Raw genomic sequence first — 14,240 nt, 5'->3', positions numbered from 1 at the left:
AAATCTATTTTATTACATACTATTGTAGCCAATATATTAAACATATGGCCAATGCTTTATTCTCGAACGTATGAAACGATGTCTCCAAAGTCACAATCAAGTTCATCACAAATCTTCATTAAAACGGCAAGGCTCACAATTTGGTCTTGTCGCATTTTTGTCATTGTATTAGGTGCCACGTTAATTGCTTTACGCAAGTCTGCAGCACTCATTTTTTTATCTATGAGCAGTTTCCATAACTTGGCATAAGAAAGTCCCATATTATAAGCCTCCATTACTTTTGACTTCTTATATTATAACATCCGTAGCTCATTTTCTCTATATATTTTCGCAACATCTTACGAATTATAGCTTGGCTCAAAATTGAGCTGAGCTTTTTTTCATTTTCAGGGTTCGAATCAGTAGATTTCATCGCTTATAGCTGAAAGAAGAAAAAATATTTTGAATTAGGGTTTATTTTTGGCGATTTGGTTCGCCTGTAGTTTGTAAGGGAAAATAAAATATTTTTTTGAAAACGTCCTTATTTATGTCCTGCCATGGCCTATGTGTATAAGGAATGACTGAAACGGACACCCCTTATCAAAAAAATGGTTAAGTGAATTTTCTAAAATTTATTTTTCAAAAACGTCCTTTTTCACCCTCTCCCGTGGCCTATATGTAGAGGGTGCGCAACAGGGGTTGACTTTTTCGCCTAGTAGTAGAGGAAAGTTAAAAATTTCTTCACTTCAACAGGTATAATTTTTAGAAATTCCTTTGCCTATGACATGAGGAGATGAATCAAGCATTTTCCCTCTCAACCAGAAAGGAGGTATCCGTCTATCCAAGATTTTATGAAAGGAGTAACGCACACATGCAATTTGACAACATTCCACAGTACTTAAAAGGCCATCAGCGTTTTTGTCTGTGGCGGTATGAAGTGGGCATTGGCGGTCGAGTAATCAAAGTCCCTTACAATGCCAAGACGCACAAAAGGGCTCGAACCAATGACATCAAAACGTTCACCGATTACAACACTGCCATTCAGGAGATGGGTGAGTTATGAGGGGATTGGTATCAAGCTATCATCCGACATTATCGCCATCGACCTTGACCATTGTGTCAATCAAGGAAAGCTGAATAGTACTGCTCAAAAGATTGTGAAGCACTTCCCTACTTCGCATATCGAGATTAGTCCAAGTGGTACAGGTTTGCGGATAGCCATTCTTGCTTCAACCAAAATAATCTTCAATCCAGCTATCCACCATGTGAAGAAGGGTGATGTGGAATTTTACACCGCTAACACCAATAAGTTTGTCACGCTCACAGGTAATGTCTACCAACAAGGGGATGTGGTTGAAAACAACGAGGGTGCCAATTGGTTAATTGAGAATTATCTCATGTGTAAGCTGCCAAAATCATCACCTGTGTCGATATCTCACCGACCCAGCTTACTAACCGATGATGAAGTTTTTCTCAAAGCGAAGCAGACGTGGCTTTGTGTTCAATATTGGGATTTTACAGTAATGGAAACGCAGAGAAGATTGACCGTCTATTTCGTAAGTCAGGCCTGTTCCGTGAAAAGTGGGACTCACTTCGTGGTGGTGATACTTATGACAAGCTTACCATTCTGAAGGCACTCGAAGGTAAGAAGGGGTTCTACACACCTGTGATTGTCTCAAACGCTCAAGAAGACTTTGGGGATGAACTTGCAAGTTTGCCTAACTTCACTCCAGAAGACCCCAGAGCCTATCCCTTTAATGAGATTGGTGCTGGAAAGTTATTTGCGGATTTCTTTAAAGCAACACTGCGATATGTACCTGAACGGAAGTCTTGGTTTTACTACGCCGATGGTATCTGGCAGAAAGATACAGGCGGTGTCCAAGCCAGTAAGCAGTGCATGAAGTTGGCGATGGCGTTATACACACACGCTCTCACTATTCAAGACAGTGATTTACGGCAACGATATATCGAGTATGTAACTCGTTGGCAACGACACACTTTTAGGACCAACTTGCTAAAAAACGCACAGGTTCATTACCCAATTACAACTGGTGAGTTTGATAAAGACCCGTTCATCTTTAATTGCCGTAATGGAACATTAAATCTGCGGACGTTAGCCTTTAACAACCACAGTGTAGATGACCTGTTAACCAAGATGTCGCCAGTGACTTATGACCGAAACATTCATGATGAACGTTGGACTCAGTTTATTGATGAAATTATGAGTGGTGACAAGGATAAAGCCAATTTCCTACAAAAGATATTCGGGTACGGCATTAGTGGTGATACTCGTTACGAATGTTTCTTCATTCTATATGGTTTGCTTACTCGCAATGGTAAGGGAACACTCTGCGAATCAGTTCTACAGGCGGTGGGCAGTTATGGTATCACCGCAAAAGCTGAAGCCATTGCTCAACGGTCTAACTCAAACAGTTCTGTTCCTAGTGAAGATGTGGCGAGACTGGCTGGTGTCCGCTTTGCCAATATCTCTGAGCCGAATAAAGGTTTAGTGCTTGATGCAGCTAAGGTTAAAACGATGACAGGGAATGACACCTTGAATGCTCGCTTCCTTCATGAAAATAGTTTTGACTTCAAGCCACAAATTACAGATATGACAGTATTCACCAGTGGGCGATTAATCATCATTCCCTTTGACCGTCATTTTGAAGAAAACGAACAGGATCGAAATTTGAAGCACTACTTTTCAGGTGAGAAGCAACAGTCAGCAATCCTTAATTGATTGGTGCAAGGTTTTCAATGTCTGAGAAAAGAAGGCTTACATCCGCCAGCAGTAGTCAAAAATGCCGTGAAGCAACATCAAGATGAAAGCGATAAGTTCAAGCAATTCATTGAAGATTGTACTGTCAAGGATAAAGACAGTGAAGAAAGGACTAGCGATGTTTACAGGCGCTATAAAGGTTAGTGCATGGATAATGGCTACTACTGTGAAAACAAAAAGAACTTTAATGCCAGTCTAGCCACCATCGCTACTGTGACGAAAAAACGTCCACGAGGTGGCAATGCAACCACAATGGTTATCGGCTTAAAACTGTTATCAGAGTTCTTGGAATAGCGTTGCAAGTGTAGAAAGTAAAAACAGTGTTTTTTATATTCCTGTAAGAAATTCAAAATACTATTTTTACTTACAACAATTGCTACAAAACTTTAAAGGAGGTGATGCCGTTACTTGTGTTGGCTTAACACCAATAATCTCAACGAAAGGAGGAAATCGAAATGAAAGTATTTGATGTCATCACTGATGAGACTATCAAGCGTTTAACACCACAGGATTTTGATACTGACAACTACCTGTGCGTGAACTTTGCTTTGAAGAAACATTAGCCACCATTCTGTGTCATGAAACGCAAGGATACTGCCTTTGATTACTACAAAGTAATTTATGAAACATCAACATTATTTTATCGTGATTTTGAAGACGTTTTGAAATTCGTTGATGAACACGGTATCACAAAACAATAATGACCCTAGGGGTAACAAATCCCTACACCCTTTGAAACTGTGCAGCGTGCGAGGCAGACACGAAAAAAGTTTTGAAATCAAAAGGGGGGTAGCCCCCATTAACAAATTTAACTAAGAAATGGAGAATTACTTCTATGAAACCTAGCAAAACAACTGCAAAGCTACTTAAAGGTCACAACATCAGCTTTAGTAAGCAAATCGTACTTGACCTGATTCCAAATGGTAATAAGTCGTATGCCTTGCTTGCACCACGTCACACTGAAGATACCCCTTCTCTTCGTTACTTTGTCTTGAGCAAAGGCTATGGTGATAATGAATACTTCACCTCAATTGACGAGTTGGTCTACACCTGTGTGGAAGAAAAGGTTATTTCTAGCCATCATGGAAAGACGCTTATCACAAAATATCACAAAGATAAAAACAACATCGCTTTCTATCTTGATAAAAATTTAGCTGAAGCATTGAATGAAATGCAGATTGATTTCTCACGATATTTCATCTTGGAACTCTTAAAGCCAGCCAGCGCTATTGTGCCAACTAAATTATGGAATGCTTACCTTGCGCCGTATGATACCAATGATTACTTTGTTCGTGTTCAACGCAGTGACCATTCTCGCATTGATACGCTTGACCGAATGCTTGAGATTGCCTTGTGGTATGAATCTATCACCAAAAAGCAAGCCAAACAGATTACTGACACTTACAACAAAGCAATGGAGGAACTAACAAATGAGTAACATTTCAGACAAATTCTATAACTCTAACAAGGGTGCTTACAAAAATAATTTCTGAGATAAAATGCGTGGCAAAACGTATGATGAAACCCTTGTTGAGACAAATAAAGACAAAGTAATCCATGCCCATGTTATCCCACAAGACGGATTGCAAAAATTCACTAAAGCTGTGTACAACGACAGCGTCTTTCGTCAAATTGGCACAACTCATTATGGAACAAATGGTGATTTGATGATGTATGCCTACGACAATGATACAAGTGCATTATGGGGACGTTTACCTGAATTGTTTGATGAGATTGATAGTCCTGTCAAAAAGCCAATTTTTTCCTACCGCTTGTCCCTAATGACTCACTTGCCCGAGGAAGAAGTTTATAATGAGCAGTTCAATTTTGAAACTACCATTATGACTGCGATGGGAAAAGGTTTTGCTAAAGCGGAAAATAATACCTTTATCAACGGAACTGGTGTGGATGAACTACTGGTATTCTGCATGAAACAGCTGGTGTAGAAATCGGTGTGACATCATCTGAAATCACCTATGATACTATCACCCAATTGTTCTTCTCGCTTGACAAGGACTATCGCAAGAATGCCAAGTGGCTTATGAATGATGAAACAGCAATGCAACTTCGGCAATTAAAATCTGATTCAGGAATGCCACTGTGGAATCACAATACGGATACTATCTTCTCGCATGAGGTAGTGATCATGAATGAAATACCATCCACTGGAACACCGATTGCCTTTGGTGATTTCAGACACTATGCCATCGTTATGCGTATTCCATTAACAATGAACGTGTTACGTGAGAAGTTCATCCTAAACGGGCACATTGGCTATGCGGGGTATGAGTTCTTAGATGCCAAACTGCTCCGCCAAGACGCAGTGAAACTTCTCAAACTTGAAACGGTCTAAACTCAATAACAAAACGTTATTGACCTGGCCGAACGAATCGTTCACCCTGCTACTACTTAAATATTGGATGGGGTAACGATTTGCTACCCCATCTTTTGGAAAGGAGAACTTATGAAACCACAAGCAGAAAGCCGTTTGACTGAAACTGTCATTGCAGGAACACTTTATATCGTAGAGTCGATGACTTCTTCAAGGGTATAGAGCTAATATACACTGAGCCAAAGTCTAGGCTTAATTAGCTCGATTGAGGACTGTCGAGAAAGGAGAAAAACATGAATAGATAGTCAACTATCGCCCTTGATACAAAAATCACGGCACTCTATTGCAGATTATCTCGTGATGACGAACTTCAAGGTGATAGCAATTCAATCAAAAACCAAAAAGCAATCTTGCAAAAGTATGCAGATGATAATGGCTTTTCAAACACCGAATTCTTTGTAGATGATGGCTACTCTGGGACTAACTTTGAACCTCCTGACTTCAAACGATTAGTTGAGAAAATCGACAACGATGAGGTCATCACCGTGATTGTGAAGGACATGAGTCGTCTTGGTCGTGATTACTTGAAAGTTGGTTACTATACTGAAATGGCTTTCCTTGAAGCGAAGATTCGCTTCATCGCTATCAACAATGGTGTGGACTCAAACAAGCAACAGGATAGCGATTTTACACCCTTCTTGAATATCATCAATGAATGGTATGCCAAAGATACCTCAAAGAAAATCAAAGCAGTATTCAAGGCTAAAGGCGAATCAGGTAAACCGCTAACAACACGTCCTCCTTATAGCTATTTAAAAGACCCACAAAATGAGAATAATTGGATTGTGGATGAAGCAGCTGCTACAGTGGTTAAAGAAATTTTCCATTTATGCATGAATGGTTATGGACCAACTCAGATAGCGAACGAACTCACCAGTCGCAAAATACTGAATCCAATTGCATATTTCCACTCAATTGGTTTAAGTATTTCGCCAAACGTTCCATCTATCCCATATAATTGGAATGCGCGGACAATATCTAACATACTTGAAAAACAAGAATACTTAGGACACACGGTGAATTTTCGAACAAAGAATAAATCGTATAAGTCTAAAAAGAAAATCCAGAATCACCCTAGTGAATGAAAAATCTTCAAAAACACTCACGAGCCAGTCGTTGATGAAGAAACCTTTGCGATTGTTCAAAAGATACGTGATGGTAGAAGACGGCCAACACCTATGGGAGAAATGCCTGTGCTGTCGGGAATGGTATTCTGTGCTGACTGCGGTAAAAAGCTGTATCAAGTTCGTTGTAAAACTATGAGCCAGAAAGAATACATGGTTTGTTCTACCTACCGCAAAGTCAAAAGCGGATGCAGCTCACACCAGATACGTAATGTTGTGTTTGAAGAACTACTGCTCAAAGATATTCGCAGAGTTACATCATTTGCCAAGGAACATGAAGATGAGTTTGTGGAGATGGTCACTGCTTTATCAGAAAAGGAACTCAACAAATCGCTGCGTGACAATAACAAGGAACTGGCACAAACCACCGCCCATGTTGATAAGCTAGACAGTATAATTCAAAAACTTTATGAGGATAATCTCGAAGGTAAGATTACTGATGACCGCGTTATCAAGCTATCTCGTAATTATGAGCAGGAACAAAAAGACTTTGAAGTTCGAATCAGTGAACTCCAAAGTCTGATTGATAATGCCAAAGAGAAAACGTTGAATGCTGAATCATTTCTCAAGCTAGTCAAGAAATACACTGATATTCAGAAACTGGATGCAGAAATCATCCGTGAATTCATTGAAAAGGTCATTGTGTTTAAGGCTGAGAAAGTGAACGGGCACAGGCAACAACATATTCAAATCATTTATAACTGCATTGGTGCAGTGGAAATTCCAAGTAACTAAAATAAGCAGGTTGCCCATATAAAGATATGAGATACCTACTTTTTTTTAGAAGATTATAAAATCCCTTACTGAACGCTCCTAAAGTGGCGGTTCTTTTTTACTCTGCTTCTTTAACACTTCGTAAAATATAGTAGCCTTTGTCTTTTGTCACAATTTCAACATTGCCAAATACTTCAGCCATTTTCTTTTCTGCACTAGGTGCACCTTGTTTCTTTTGAATAACCACCGTTAGTGTGCCACCAACTTTCAACAACGGAAAAGCCCCTGTTAAAATGCCATGGACAACTTTTTTGCCTGCACGAATGGGCGGATTGCTAACAATCGCCGCGTAGGTCGTTTCGTTTAAGGTTTCATACACATTGGAAGAATGAATATCCACAGTAGTAATTTGGTTGCGTTGGGCGTTCATTTGAGCTAGCCCAACCGCCCGTTGGTTGACATCCACCATTTCCACCAGTCGACCAGTCGCCGCTGCTAAGGACAACCCAATTGGTCCATAGCCACAACCAACATCTAACAAACGGCCTGCTGGTAAATTTTCCCATTCAAAGGCATCAATCAACACACGAGAACCATAATCCACTGTTCCTCTTGAGAAGACCCCGCTATCGGTCGTAAACTGAAAGGTCCGACCACGTAATGGAAAAGACCAGCTTTCTAAATCATGTGCTAATTCTGGATTTTCTGTATAATAATGATTCGCCATTTTGTTCTTCCTATCTATGCTTGTTTTGGTTTTAGTCTACCTTTTATTTCTCGAACAATCAAGGCACCTAATAATTCATAGCCCACTTGTGAAAAATGCAAACCATCTGCTTGTAAAAATTCATCCGTTCCAGGATAAACAGTCATCGCTTTATACAAATCAATAACTGGCAAGTTATGTGCCGCTCCGACTTCTTGTGCAACCTTGACCAATTCCTTGATACGCGTCTGTGGACGTTCTGGACGTCTGCCACTATCCGCATATGGTGGCGTAATTAAAATCACCTTTTCTGAACCAATTTCGTGAATCATTGTTTCAAGGTTTTCTCTAAACGTGGCTACTGTTATATTTCGATCCAGTGACGCATCATTGGCGCCAAAGAAAATCACCACCTCATCAGGTTTCTCAATTAGCACTTCTTTATTTAATCGTTTTAAACCATCTTCTGTTGTATCGCCAGGCATTCCAGCATTAATGACAGCCACTTCTTCTAGACCCATCGCAGCAATATCCCGTTTCACTAAGTCAACAAGAACAGGTGAGACAGCTTCGTCTAAATAACCAGCAGTAATGCTATCACCAAATAATACAATTTTTCTCATGGCTTTTCCCCTCTTTTCTAACAGTTTTCTCTTTTCATGATACCATTTTCATCATAAATTGGCGAAGAAGGGAATTCTTTTGTAAAATCCTGTGTTTCCCTTGTGAAATTATGGTAAAATGTACAAAGATTGAACAGGGTTTGGTGGAGGAACAATGGACGATAAAATGAATTACTACCCAATTTCCAGAGAAGAATGGCATGGGTTTTATCATGACGGCAAAGCACCGTTAACCGAAGCAGAATTGGATAACATTAAAAGTGTGAACGACCAAATTTCACTAAAAGATGTACAAGAAATTTATGTACCCTTAACGCATCTTATTCATTTGTACATGAAAGAATTTGAATCGCTAACACTTAGCAAAGGATTATTCCTACATGAATATGTCTCTGTACCACCATTCATCATTGGAATTGCCGGCAGTGTCGCCGTTGGTAAAAGCACCACCGCTCGTCTTTTGCAAAGAATTCTGGCCCGAACGTTTAAACGAAGAAACGTTCAACTCATTACAACGGATGGGTTTTTGTATCCCAATAAAGTGTTAGAAGAACAGGGAATTATGGACCGAAAAGGGTTTCCTGAAAGTTATGACATGGAGAAGCTAATTAATTTCTTAAACGAAGTCAAAAGCGGCAAAGACGAAATTAAAGCACCCGTCTATTCTCACAGTGTCTACGATGTTATCGAAGGCGAATATGAGTTGATTCAACAACCAGATATTCTGATTGTTGAAGGCATTAACACATTACAGTTACCCGCCAATCAACAAATTTATGTGAGTGATTTTTTTGATTTTTCTATTTTTGTGGATGCCGATCCAGCCTTAATTGAAAAATGGTACCTAGAACGTTTTGGGGCCTTATTAGATACGGCTTTCTTAGATCCTAATAATTATTATTACCAATATGCAATTGGCAAACGAGAAGATGCTTTCGCCATGGCACGGAATGTTTGGAAAACCGTGAACTTGCCGAACTTGGAGGAATATATCTTGCCAACGCGCGGACGTGCGGACATTATTTTGCATAAAACGGAAAATCATTTGATTGACCAAATCTATCTACGTAAATATTAAGGGTTGACGAGCTAAGAAATATCCTGTATCTTTTGTAGAAATATCCTTGAAAATTTTCAGCAGAATGCATGACTTTCAAGGAGTAAAATGTTTTAATAAGTATAGCTAGACAAAGAAGAGTACGGAACAAAAGTGAACCACTTTTTAACCGCCTGATTCTCGGCTGTTTAAAAGTAGCCCCTGCGGAATTAAGCCAAAATTTTCTAAAAATCGTAAAACAATTTTTGAAAATCCTTTCTTAATTCTTGGTGCTGACCACTTTTTAACCGCCTTTTCTTTAGATAAATTTAAATGGATAAGGGGTAATAGACGTGACTAACGTTGCCGATTTGACATCTGTCGAAAAAATTATTGTTTTAGACTTTGGTAGTCAGTTTAACCAATTGATTACTCGTCGTATTCGTGAATTTGGCGTATTCTCTGAGTTATTAAGCCACCGAACTACGGCAGAAGAAATTCGCAAAATCGCGCCTAAAGGAATCATCTTCTCAGGTGGACCAAACAGCGTGTATGACAAAGATGCTTTTAGCATTGATCCAGAAATTTATGAGTTAGGAATTCCCATTCTTGGCATCTGCTACGGTATGCAATTAATGACTCATAACTTAGGCGGAAAAGTAGAACCTGCCGCAAACCGTGAATACGGAAAAGCAGAATTAGAAATCCTTGGTGATGCGACCTTATTCCAAGGAACACCTGCGAAACAAACCGTTTGGATGAGCCACGGTGATTTAGTAACAGAAATCGCTCCTGGATTCGAAAAAGTTGGGACAAGCAATGATTGTCCAATCGCATCTATCGAAGATGCCAACCGCAAATTCTACGGCGTACAATTTCACCCAGAAGTTCGTCATTCAGAATATGGTAACGACTTATTACGTCACTTTGCTTTTGATGTGTGTGGCTGTACTGGTGACTGGAGCATGGAAAACTTCATCGATATGGAAGTCGCTAAAATCCGTGAACAAGTAGGCGATAAAAAAGTCTTACTTGGTTTATCAGGTGGCGTTGACTCAAGTGTTGTCGGCGTGCTTTTACAAAAAGCCATTGGCGACCAATTAACTTGTATCTTCGTTGACCATGGATTATTACGTAAAGGTGAAGCAGAACAAGTAATGGAAAGTTTAGGCGGTAAATTTGGCTTAAACATTATTAAAGTAGATGCGAAAGAACGCTTCTTAAGCAAATTAGCAGGCGTTTCTGACCCTGAACAAAAACGTAAAATCATCGGTAACGAATTTGTGTATGTTTTTGATGACGAAGCAACTAAACTTGCTGGGGAAGAAGGCGTTTCATTCCTAGCACAAGGAACTCTTTACACAGACGTCATCGAATCTGGTACAGAAACTGCGCAAACAATTAAATCACATCACAACGTTGGTGGTCTTCCTGAAGACATGCAATTTGAATTAATTGAACCTTTAAATACATTATTCAAAGACGAAGTTCGTGCCTTAGGAACTGAACTTGGCATGCCTGATGCAATCGTTTGGCGCCAACCATTCCCAGGACCAGGATTAGGTATTCGTGTGCTTGGTGAAATTACAGAAGATAAATTACAAATCGTCCGTGATTCAGATGCTATCCTACGTGAAGAAATCGCAGCAGCTGGCTTAGATCGTGACATTTGGCAGTACTTTACTGTCTTACCTGGCATCCGCTCAGTAGGCGTTATGGGCGATGGCCGTACCTACGATTACACAGTCGGTATCCGTGCTGTGACTTCTATCGACGGCATGACCGCTGACTTTGCTCGTATCCCTTGGGATGTTTTACAAAAAATCTCTGTGCGCATCGTGAACGAAGTTGCACATGTAAACCGTATCGTGTACGATATTACTTCAAAACCACCTGCAACTGTGGAGTGGGAATAGCACCCAACCCGCTAGAAAACCTATTTTATAGGTGTTTCTAGCGGGTTTTCTTTTGTGTTATCACACTTTCCTCCCACCATTCTCCATTTTTCCTTTGCTCCACCGCCCTCAAAGTCCTATAATTTAATCATAAGAATAGTGGCTATTAATAAAATTCATCAATTAAAAGGAAGCGATTTCAACATGTCAAAAGAAACTTTTCTTAAGTATGGTTTTGTTGTCCTCTTCATAGGAATTTTTTTACTTCGTGCCCAAAAATTTATTTCTGAGCCCCTTTCGTACCTTTTTTCGGGTATTCTTTTGCTTATTGTTGCGTATTTAATACTCGTGAAAAAAATGAACTTTTTCTCAAGTTTGCTCACTGTTACCGATCAACCTTCTTCTACCCAACAACGATTAGGTCAAATCTCTGGTCTTGTCAGTTTATTGATTGGTTTACTTTTGGTAATTCTTAGCTTCATTTTCTTTCTCCAACCTTGATTCCCCCTTGACTCTCCCTTCACTCTTGGCTATGATTACCTTAGCAAGTACAATGGTGTACTGTGAACAGTCGAGCAACGGCGCTCAAAAAGATTGGCTTTCGTGCATTCTTTTTGAGGGCTTTTTATTTTTAGAAAGTAGGGAAATTGAATGGAAAAAATGTACCGCAGTCCGTATGAAGCGTACCCGTATCTATCTTCTAAACCAGAAGATTTACGATGTGATTTTGAATTAATGACTGATGAATTAGCCTCGATGACAGGTCTTCTACGAGGATATGTGCAACAATTAGACGTCCCTGAACAGCCTGCACTAACAGAAGAACTAGCCAAAATTTGCGAGTTAATCTACCATGTCAATCCAACGACTCGAACAAAATTAACAGTCACAGAGGAAGAAATAGCCTGGCTTTTGGAACGTGTCAATGCTATGAATGAACTGACATACGAAGAAAATCGTCCTTTTGTTTTACCGATGGGCACAATCTGTTCCTCTTATGCACACATTTTAAGAGCCAAAGCCAAAGATATTGTTCGTTTACTTTATCGCATGGACTATGGTGGTAAAAAAATTGATCCGCAGCTGTATGATGTAGTCAACTTACTCTCAGGTTACTTTTTCATGTTAGCTTTGTATCTAAATAAGCTCGAAAATGGTGAAGAAGTCCCCTTTGTTTCTCGCAACTATTCTATTTAATTTGGAGGAAGATGATGAATTCATTACCGATACTTGAAAAAGCAGTGGGCGCGATCACGCTGCTTTCCGAAGAACAACAAAATGCCGAATATGAAGGCTTTTTATGCCAAGTTAATGAATCGCAACAACTTATCCGCAGTCGCTTAGCCAAAAAAACGCCGAAAAAAGAAGGCTATTTTGTAGCCTTCTGGGAAAAAAATCAACAAAATCAGAACGAAGCCTTTGATGCAACGGAAGCCCCTGAAATGTTAGCAATTGTCATTTCTGATCAAGAAAAGCAAGGTCTCTTTCTTCTGCCGAAAGAATGTTTAATCCAACAAAAAATTCTCAAAACGCACCAACAAAAAGGCAAAATGGCAGCCCGTTTTTATCCTTCTTGGTGCCAAAACCTTAATCAAACCGCCAAAAAAACACAAAAATGGCAACTAGCTTACTTTACTGATTTATCTAAATACTAAAAACGTCAGCTGGCTTCAAAAGCCAGCTGACGTTTGTTTCTTCTACTGTTTAACCAATTGGTGGCGTACCTTCTGCGTTCCCAGCAATCGCTTCGATTTGAATCTGAGCACCTTTTGGTAAATCCGTCACACCAATCACTCTTCTGGCAGGCGTGCCTTCAGGGAAGTACGTTTGGTAGACGTCATCTACTGCCGCTAGCTCTTCAATCTCTTTCACAAAAATGTTCACTTTCACCAGATCAGCTAAGCTGTGATCCACACTTTCAATAATCGCTTTGATGTTTTCTAAACATTGCGTCGTTTGTTCCTTGATTCCGCCAGCGACTAACGCATTTGTTTTAGGGTCCAATGGTAGCTGAGCTGATAGATGGTTGTAATGAGAAAAAGCAACAGTTTGTGTAGAAAATGGACACTTCGGTGCGTAATCTGTATTATTTGCTTCAATAATTAATCCATGTCGATCTTCAATCGCTTGTGGTGGCGTACCATCCCCATGAGAAACCACCGCTTCTACTTGCACCGCTGCGCCCATTGGTAAATCAGCAACAGCAATCACTGTTCGTGCTGGCATGTAATTGACCGTACGCGCAATTCCTGAATCTGGGAAAAAAGCAGCATATACTTGATTGACAGCTTCCAGCTTAGATAAATCTTTTAAATAAATGTTGATCTTCACAATATCATCAAAAGGCACATCAATACTGGTTAAAATGGCTTTTATGTTTTTCAAACATTGTTTTGTTTGCGTTTTAACACAGCCAGCCACAACTCTGCCCGTTTGAGGATCTATAGGCAATTGTGCAGACAGATTGTTATAGTGAGAAAACGCGACCGTTTGACTGGCTAGAGCATCAATTGGTGCCTGAACCGTCTGATTTGTTAATTTAATTAAATCCCCAGCTTGAGGTGCATTAGGGATAGTTCCTTCCCCATTTGAAACAAGTGCCTCCATTTGAACAGAAGCGCCTAACGGCAAATCTGCGACGGCGACCACTGTTTTAGCTGGATAATAATGGGTAAAAAAGGCCGCATAGACCTCCTCAACTGCGGCAGCATCCCGCATATCTTTGACAAAAATGGTCATTCTGACAATGTCACTCATCACATGGTTGATACTTTCAACAACCGCTTGGATATTTTTCAAGCATTGTGTCGCTTGGGCCCGAATGCCACCTTATACCAATTGTCCAGAGGTTGGCTCAATAGGTAACTGTGCCGACAAATGATTATAGTGGGAAAATGCGACTGTTTGGGCTGCGAGAGGATGCTTTGGTGCACGCTCTGTATTTCTTGCTAAGACGATATTTTCATTACTCATAACTCTACTCCCTTTTTTA

Annotated in this window: 16 protein-coding genes and 1 pseudogene; 13 read left to right on the top strand and 4 right to left on the bottom strand. The window is 39.9% G+C overall.

What is annotated here, in order from left to right; genetic code table 11:
* Nucleotides 1-56: 56 nt before the first annotated feature.
* Nucleotides 57-260, bottom strand: a complete 204-nt coding sequence (locus IGL07_RS00815) for a helix-turn-helix domain-containing protein (protein WP_010816973.1) — start codon at nucleotides 258-260, stop codon at nucleotides 57-59.
* Nucleotides 261-1,486: 1,226 nt separating this feature from the next.
* On the opposite strand from IGL07_RS00815, the gene IGL07_RS00810 reads away from it, so the two are divergent.
* The 8 genes from IGL07_RS00810 to IGL07_RS00775 all read left to right on the top strand — a co-directional run bounded on the left by IGL07_RS00810 (nucleotide 1,487) and on the right by IGL07_RS00775 (nucleotide 7,009).
* The gene (locus IGL07_RS00810; protein ID WP_202578060.1) at nucleotides 1,487-2,719 is read left to right on the top strand and encodes a DNA primase family protein; all 1,233 of its coding nucleotides are present in this window, start codon (nucleotides 1,487-1,489) and stop codon (nucleotides 2,717-2,719) included.
* A gap of 186 nt (nucleotides 2,720-2,905) precedes the next feature.
* The gene (locus IGL07_RS00805) at nucleotides 2,906-3,052 is read left to right on the top strand and encodes a hypothetical protein (RefSeq protein WP_202578059.1); all 147 of its coding nucleotides are present in this window, start codon (nucleotides 2,906-2,908) and stop codon (nucleotides 3,050-3,052) included.
* Between the two features lie 284 nt (nucleotides 3,053-3,336).
* Entirely contained in the window at nucleotides 3,337-3,459 is a 123-nt protein-coding gene (locus tag IGL07_RS00800; protein ID WP_438747237.1) for a hypothetical protein, read from the top strand.
* A gap of 134 nt (nucleotides 3,460-3,593) precedes the next feature.
* Nucleotides 3,594-4,196 (top strand): hypothetical protein, encoded by a 603-nt coding sequence (locus IGL07_RS00795; RefSeq protein WP_438747236.1) that lies wholly within the window; start codon nucleotides 3,594-3,596, stop codon nucleotides 4,194-4,196.
* A gap of 61 nt (nucleotides 4,197-4,257) precedes the next feature.
* Complete coding sequence (locus tag IGL07_RS00790; protein ID WP_010816967.1) at nucleotides 4,258-4,704, top strand: phage major capsid protein; 447 nt, start codon at nucleotides 4,258-4,260, stop codon at nucleotides 4,702-4,704.
* An 8-nt stretch (nucleotides 4,705-4,712) separates the two neighbouring features.
* Entirely contained in the window at nucleotides 4,713-5,111 is a 399-nt protein-coding gene (locus IGL07_RS00785) for a phage major capsid protein (protein WP_050560573.1), read from the top strand.
* Between the two features lie 290 nt (nucleotides 5,112-5,401).
* A complete protein-coding gene (locus tag IGL07_RS00780; RefSeq protein WP_218160764.1) occupies nucleotides 5,402-6,235 on the top strand; it encodes a recombinase family protein in 834 nt (277 codons plus the stop codon).
* A 93-nt stretch (nucleotides 6,236-6,328) separates the two neighbouring features.
* On the top strand, nucleotides 6,329-7,009 hold the full coding sequence (locus tag IGL07_RS00775; protein ID WP_202578058.1) for a DUF4368 domain-containing protein: 681 nt from the start codon (nucleotides 6,329-6,331) through the stop codon (nucleotides 7,007-7,009).
* Nucleotides 7,010-7,106: 97 nt separating this feature from the next.
* Here the strand turns inward: IGL07_RS00775 and IGL07_RS00770 are convergent, their stop codons facing one another.
* Together IGL07_RS00770 and IGL07_RS00765 are read right to left on the bottom strand one after the other, a co-directional pair.
* Nucleotides 7,107-7,715: a class I SAM-dependent methyltransferase gene (locus IGL07_RS00770; protein WP_002356162.1), complete on the bottom strand. Its 609-nt coding sequence runs from the start codon at nucleotides 7,713-7,715 to the stop codon at nucleotides 7,107-7,109.
* Between the two features lie 14 nt (nucleotides 7,716-7,729).
* Nucleotides 7,730-8,317, bottom strand: a complete 588-nt coding sequence (locus IGL07_RS00765; RefSeq protein WP_002356161.1) for an SGNH/GDSL hydrolase family protein — start codon at nucleotides 8,315-8,317, stop codon at nucleotides 7,730-7,732.
* Between the two features lie 154 nt (nucleotides 8,318-8,471).
* Between IGL07_RS00765 and coaA the strand changes: the two genes are divergently transcribed.
* From coaA to IGL07_RS00740, 5 genes are all read left to right on the top strand, one after another.
* Nucleotides 8,472-9,395, top strand: a complete 924-nt coding sequence (gene coaA / locus IGL07_RS00760) for a type I pantothenate kinase (RefSeq protein WP_002356160.1) — start codon at nucleotides 8,472-8,474, stop codon at nucleotides 9,393-9,395.
* A 311-nt stretch (nucleotides 9,396-9,706) separates the two neighbouring features.
* The gene (gene guaA / locus IGL07_RS00755) at nucleotides 9,707-11,269 is read left to right on the top strand and encodes a glutamine-hydrolyzing GMP synthase (protein WP_002356158.1); all 1,563 of its coding nucleotides are present in this window, start codon (nucleotides 9,707-9,709) and stop codon (nucleotides 11,267-11,269) included.
* A gap of 138 nt (nucleotides 11,270-11,407) precedes the next feature.
* Nucleotides 11,408-11,749, top strand: coding sequence for a hypothetical protein (locus tag IGL07_RS00750; protein WP_025189454.1), 342 nt, complete (start codon nucleotides 11,408-11,410; stop codon nucleotides 11,747-11,749).
* 150 nt (nucleotides 11,750-11,899) lie between these two features.
* Nucleotides 11,900-12,445: an ATP:cob(I)alamin adenosyltransferase gene (locus IGL07_RS00745; protein ID WP_010816962.1), complete on the top strand. Its 546-nt coding sequence runs from the start codon at nucleotides 11,900-11,902 to the stop codon at nucleotides 12,443-12,445.
* A 14-nt stretch (nucleotides 12,446-12,459) separates the two neighbouring features.
* Complete coding sequence (locus tag IGL07_RS00740) at nucleotides 12,460-12,903, top strand: MepB family protein (protein ID WP_010816961.1); 444 nt, start codon at nucleotides 12,460-12,462, stop codon at nucleotides 12,901-12,903.
* Nucleotides 12,904-12,952: 49 nt separating this feature from the next.
* Here the strand turns inward: IGL07_RS00740 and IGL07_RS00735 are convergent.
* Nucleotides 12,953-14,221: pseudogene (locus IGL07_RS00735) on the bottom strand (RidA family protein).
* Nucleotides 14,222-14,240 lie beyond the last annotated feature (19 nt).

It is taken from the genome of Enterococcus sp. DIV1368f, assembly GCF_051712245.1.
Taxonomy (GTDB): Bacteria; Bacillota; Bacilli; order Lactobacillales; family Enterococcaceae; genus Enterococcus; species Enterococcus faecalis.
The sequence above is the reverse complement of the archived record's forward strand: the minus strand, read 5'-3'. Positions and strand labels throughout refer to the sequence as shown.